This is a genomic window from Micromonospora sp. URMC 105 (assembly GCF_051386295.1).
GTDB lineage: Bacteria > Actinomycetota > Actinomycetes > Mycobacteriales > Micromonosporaceae > Micromonospora.
The window spans coordinates 1-4,134 of record NZ_JBPQTL010000177.1 but is presented as its reverse complement, the minus strand read 5'-3'; the positions used below and the strand labels follow the sequence as shown (position 1 = coordinate 4,134).

Here is a 4,134-nt window from a genome sequence, read left to right as displayed (position 1 = left end):
GACTGGGGGGTCGAGCGGGTGCAGGCACCACGACGGGGCGCTCAAAATTCACAAAGGGAAAAGTCTTCGTCCGGCAGATCAACGCGAGCCGGGGGGGCTCGCGGCGCCGGGACCATGTGTAACGACCGGCCGCCCACCAACATTCCGGGGGCTCGCACCCCCGGCAGGCCACGTCATCGAGCCAGAGCAGCAGGTGCTGCGATCGTCCAGGTGATGTAACGACCCGCCGCCCGCCACCATTCCGGGGCTCCCCATCCGCCACCAGCCACATCATCGGGCCAGACAGCCGAGGGTTGCTGCTGCGATCGTCCAGGTGATGTAACGACACCCGCCCGGCCGCCATTCCGCCCCCAGGGTGCCCCCGGTCACGGGACACTCAAGCACGGCCGTGCGCAGACCGGACAGCCAACCGCCGAACCTGCTCGACAATTCGCACAGCCAATGGCCGGACCGCACGAATCTGGACAGGTCGCGCCTTCGGGACAGCCCGGTAGAGGCGGCCGTCACCGCCCAGCCCGGGCCGGCCGGGTCGGCGCATCCCTAACAACCGGCGCCCGCGCGGCGCGTACCCGGGCAGTGGTGGCCTTGGGGCACGGACCTGGTGGGGCGGGCGTCAGGACGCGCGGGCGCGGACCTTGGCGGCGCACTCGGCGACCACCGACCGGGCGTCCAGCCCCAGGCTCTCGATGGCGACCAGCGCGGTGAAGACCACGTCGGCGAGCTCGGCGGCGACGTCCTCGCGGGTGTGCGTGACCCCCTTGCGCGGGTTCTGGCCGAGCACGCCGATCCAGGCGCCGGCCGCCTCGCCGGCTTCCTCGGTGAGCTTCAGGATGCGGCAGGTCAGCTCCGCCTGCCCGGTGCCGTTGGCGGCGTCCAGCCAGCCTCGCGAGGCCCGCACCGCGTCCCAGATCGACTCGTCCACGTGATCAGTGAACCGGACAGGGGTGACGATCCGTACCCGGGGGCGGTCGGCGGATCACGCCGGCCCGGTGGTGGCGACGAGGCCGCCAGCTGGACCGGAAGGGACGTGCGGGAATGCCGGAGGCCGTCGAGTCGGTGTTCGCCAGTGTGGTCAGCCGGAACCCGGGGGAACCGGAGTTCCACCAGGCGGTACGGGAGGTGCTGGAGAGCATCGGCCCCGCCCTGGCCCGTCACCCGGAGTACGCGCGGGCGCGGATCATCGAGCGGATCTGCGAGCCGGAGCGGCAGGTCATCTTCCGGGTGCCGTGGGAGGACGACCACGGCCGGGTCCGGGTCAACCGGGGCTTCCGGGTGGAGTTCAACAGCGCGCTCGGCCCGTTCAAGGGTGGCCTGCGCTTCCACCCCTCGGTCTACCTGGGGATCGTCAAGTTCCTCGGCTTCGAGCAGATCTTCAAGAACGCGCTCACCGGCCTGCCGATCGGCGGCGGCAAGGGCGGCGCGGACTTCGACCCGAAGGGGCGCTCGGACCGCGAGGTGATGCGCTTCTGTCAGAGCTTCATGACCGAGCTGTACCGGCACATCGGCGAGCAGACCGACGTGCCCGCCGGGGACATCGGGGTGGGCAGCCGGGAGATCGGCTACCTCTTCGGGCAGTACAAGCGGATCACCAACCGGTACGAGTCGGGGGTGCTGACCGGCAAGGGCCTGTCGTACGGGGGCGCGCAGGTACGCACCGAGGCGACCGGGTACGGCGCGGTGTTCTTCGCCGCGGAGATGCTCGCGCAGACCGGGGACAGCCTGGACGGCAAGCGGGTGGTGGTCTCCGGGTCGGGCAACGTGGCGACGTACGCGATCGAGAAGGTGCACCAGCTCGGCGGGACCGTGGTGGCCTGCTCCGACTCGGACGGCTACGTGCTGGACGAGAAGGGCATCGACCTGGAGCTGTTGCGGGAGCTGAAGGAGGAGCGCCGGGTCCGGCTGGACGACTACGTGCGGCACGTGCCGCACGCGGTGGCGGTTTCCGGCCGTACCGTCTGGGAGGTGCCCTGCGACCTGGCGCTGCCCTGCGCGACGCAGAACGAGATCGGCGGCGCGGAGGCCGCGGCGCTGGTGGCCGGCGGTTGTGTGGCGGTGGTCGAGGGGGCGAACATGCCGACCACCCCGGAGGCGGTGCGCATCCTCGGCCGGGCCGGGGTGCGGTTCGCCCCGGGCAAGGCGGCCAACGCCGGCGGCGTGGCGGTGAGCGCGCTGGAGATGCAGCAGAACGCCAGCCGCGACTCGTGGACCTTCGCCCAGTCGGAGCAGCGGTTGCGGGAGACCATGCGGGACATCCACACCCGCTGCTGGGCCACCGCCGAGGAGTACGGCCTGCCAGGTGACTACGTGGCCGGCGCCAACATCAACGGCTTCCGCCGGGTCGCCGAGGCGATGCTCGCGCACGGGCTGGTCTGAGGCGGCCTCTTGACCGGGCGGTCAGTCGGTATCGGCTGACCGTTCGGTCAGCAGGGCATTGACAGGGTTCGACGGCGGGCCTAGCTTCAGGGCGCTACCGGCCGGTAGGCACCGTCCCGCCTGGCCGCCCGCACGGGCGGCACCGTCCCCGGGGGAGCATCGATGCTGTCCTCATCCACCCGACTCGTACGCCGCCTGCTCGCCGCCGGCGCCACCCTCGCCCTGACCGTCGGGCTGACCGGTGCGGCGCCCGCCGCCGCCGCCGACCGCCACGGCGACGGGTCCCAGCCACTGCCCGGCTACACCATCAGCAACCCGCCGCTCGCGCCGCTCGACGTGCGGGGCACCCCGTCGACGGTCCGGCAGGGCGTGCACCGGCACGCCGGCTACATCATCGAGATCCCGCCAGCCTGGAACGGCGAGCTGGTCATGTGGGCGCACGGCTACCGGGGCCAGACCACCGTGCTCTCTCCGGAGACCCCCGGCTACGGCCTGCGGCAACGCCTGCTCGAGCAGGGGTACGCCTGGGCGGCGTCGTCGTACACCACCAACGGCTTCGACATCCGCTCGGGCGTGATCAGCACCCGGGAGCTGGCGGACCTGTTCGCCGGCACGGTGCGGCGTCCACACCGGACGTACCTGACCGGGGTGTCGATGGGCGGCTACATCATCGGCCGCTCGCTGGAGCAGTATCCCGGCTACTACGACGGGGCGCTGCCGATGTGCGGCGTACTGGGCGACCACGAGCTGCTCGACTTCTTCCTCGACTACAACCTGGTCGCGCAGGCCCTCGCCGGGGTCCGCGCCTATCCCACGCCGCCGGACTACCTGACCAACGCGGTGCCCCGGATCCAGGTGGCGCTCGGCCTCGCCGGACTCACCCCCACCGGACCGGACACCACCAACGAGCGCGGCAGGCAACTGCGGGAGATCGTCATCAACCGCTCCGGCGGCCCGCGTCCCGGCGCCGAGCCGGCCTTCGCGGTCTGGAAGGACTTCCTCTTCGGGATCAGCGCCACCAGCGGGGGTGACTCCCCCGCGCAGCGGCCCGGGCAGCTCGCCACGAACCTGCTCACCCGCTACCGCCCGAACGGCCCGGTGGACGTCAACGCTTCCGTCCAGCGGGTCGCGCCGGAGAACGTGTGGCAGCGGATCTCCCCCACGCTGACCGAGGTGCCGCGGATCGCCGGGCGTCCCACCGCCCCGGTGCTCAGCCTGCACGACCTGGGCGACCTGTTCGTGCCGTTCTCGATGGAGCAGACCTACGCCCGGGACGTGGCGTGGCACGGTCGCAGCCGGCTGGTCGTCCAGCGGGCCATCCGGGCCACGCAGCACTGCGAGTTCACCCCGGCCGAGGCCGGCGCCGCCTGGGACGACCTGGTTTCCTGGGTACGCACCGGCGCCCGCCCCGCCGGTGACCCGGTCACCGACCGCAAGGCGGTCGCGGCGGCGGACTTCGGCTGCCGGTTCAGTGACCGGGCCGCGTACGCCGCCGGCGTGGGCACCCGCCGGCTCTACCCGGCGTGCCCCTGACCGGACCCGGACATGCCGCTGGCCGGCACCCCTGACGGGGTGCCGGCCAGCGGCGTATCCACCGAATCTTGGACAGTTGCCGCTCCGCCCGAACGGCAACTGTCCAAGATCCCCAGCGGACCACCCCGACCGACCCGGTGATCATGAAGTTGGCGGCAGTGGAAGAGATCAACAGCGCCGCTAACTTCATGATCAACGAGGCGGGGCGGGGCGGCAACTGTCCAAGAT

General features: G+C 72.0%; 3 protein-coding genes. 2 read left to right on the top strand and 1 reads right to left on the bottom strand.

The genetic code is table 11. The features are described from left to right. Nucleotides 1–613 precede the first annotated feature (613 nt). Nucleotides 614–922, bottom strand: coding sequence for a MazG-like family protein (locus tag ACSNN7_RS28675; protein ID WP_357115619.1), 309 nt, complete (start codon nucleotides 920–922; stop codon nucleotides 614–616). Between the two features lie 113 nt (nucleotides 923–1,035). Here ACSNN7_RS28675 and gdhA point away from each other — a divergent pair, with 113 nt between their 5' ends. Next, nucleotides 1,036–2,373, top strand: coding sequence for an NADP-specific glutamate dehydrogenase (gene gdhA / locus ACSNN7_RS28670; RefSeq protein ID WP_436684174.1), 1,338 nt, complete (start codon nucleotides 1,036–1,038; stop codon nucleotides 2,371–2,373). Nucleotides 2,374–2,535: 162 nt separating this feature from the next. Next, nucleotides 2,536–3,906: a hypothetical protein gene (locus ACSNN7_RS28665; protein WP_436684173.1), complete on the top strand. Its 1,371-nt coding sequence runs from the start codon at nucleotides 2,536–2,538 to the stop codon at nucleotides 3,904–3,906. Nucleotides 3,907–4,134: the final 228 nt, after the last annotated feature.